This is a genomic window from Janthinobacterium goodfellowi (assembly GCF_051380695.1).
Classification (GTDB): Bacteria; Pseudomonadota; Gammaproteobacteria; order Burkholderiales; family Burkholderiaceae_D; genus Janthinobacterium.
In genome coordinates, this window is record NZ_JBNYXN010000020.1 from 1 (window position 1) to 1,134 (window position 1,134).

General features: G+C 35.5%; 2 protein-coding genes. Both read left to right on the plus strand.

The annotated features are described in order from the left end of the window. The coding region (locus tag ACQ4WQ_RS28410) for a hypothetical protein (protein ID WP_436501646.1) at positions 1-210 on the plus strand (210 nt) is incomplete at its 5' end. 204 nt (positions 211-414) lie between these two features. Further along, positions 415-720 carry a hypothetical protein gene (locus ACQ4WQ_RS28415; RefSeq protein ID WP_436501648.1) on the plus strand — a complete coding sequence of 102 codons (306 nt, stop codon included), beginning with the start codon at positions 415-417 and terminating at the stop codon, positions 718-720. Positions 721-1,134 lie beyond the last annotated feature (414 nt).

The following is a 1,134-nucleotide window of genomic DNA, read 5'->3' on the forward strand; positions in this document are numbered from 1 at the left end:
CTTTACAATGTTGTGGATTATGATAGATATGTATATCATATTGTAGGTATCGAACAGCCTGCTGACCCTGTTCTTGTTGGTGCATATAATGTACTTATCAAGCAGATTATGGACGATGCTCGTGCTGCTATTGCTGCCAAGCGCGAGGCTAAAGCTAAAGCGGCTAGTTTTGTTGCTACTGCAATGAGTGATGACGATATGCCATTCTAATGAACATGACGCTACTAACCTTCGGGTTGGTAGCGTTTGTGTTATCAACAATAGTTTTGTTGATGCTGTTGCTAGTGTTCAACCTCGAAATGCTCATTATCAACATTAAATATATTGCAGCAAACGAACTTAACAGTCTGATAAGACTTGTCAATCATGAACTAGCTGCAAGTTCTGATAAGTCTTGTCCTAATATTAAACATCATGAAAGTACATCGTATTATTGCTATTATTGAAGTTGAGAATGATAATTCTATAACTTCTGTTGAAGTTACTAATCTTCATCCTACTAATAACGATATTCCTCTTGCTGTTACCAATATAACCACTAATGGTAGTGCGAATAATATAGAACAGGTATATTATAGTATTAGTAAACGTAGATTAGCTATTGCTGATAAACTAAAAAGTATCGCTCGTTCTATTAATGAAGGTCTTGATAATTATGAACGTGATGAAATTACTGATGATAATACTATTAATGAAACTAATGATGATTTACTCTTATAACATTTTGTTATACTGATATTGGTCATGGAGATTTACTCTCATAACAAAAAGTTATAGAGATGAAATTAGAGGTGACGAGAGGTATTGAATGTGGAGAAAGAGGATATGGAGATGAAAGTGGACATTGTAGAGTTTGTGGAGAATGAGATGGTGGAGTTGAATGTGGTTCAAATAGGGTTAAATTGAGGTTGATGGTGGAGATGAGAATGATTATGGGAGTGGTGAATGTGGAATTGAGTGTGGAGATGGTCATGCTGAAGGGACTAGTCCTGCTGCCATTCCTTTTCCTCCTCTTCATCCTTCTCTTCATCCTCTTCCTAATCAATCTAAACCTATTGTTCCAACTCCCTCTCTTTCTCTCTTATAACTTCTCGTTATAACTCCATAACTTTTCATTATAACCACTATAAATAT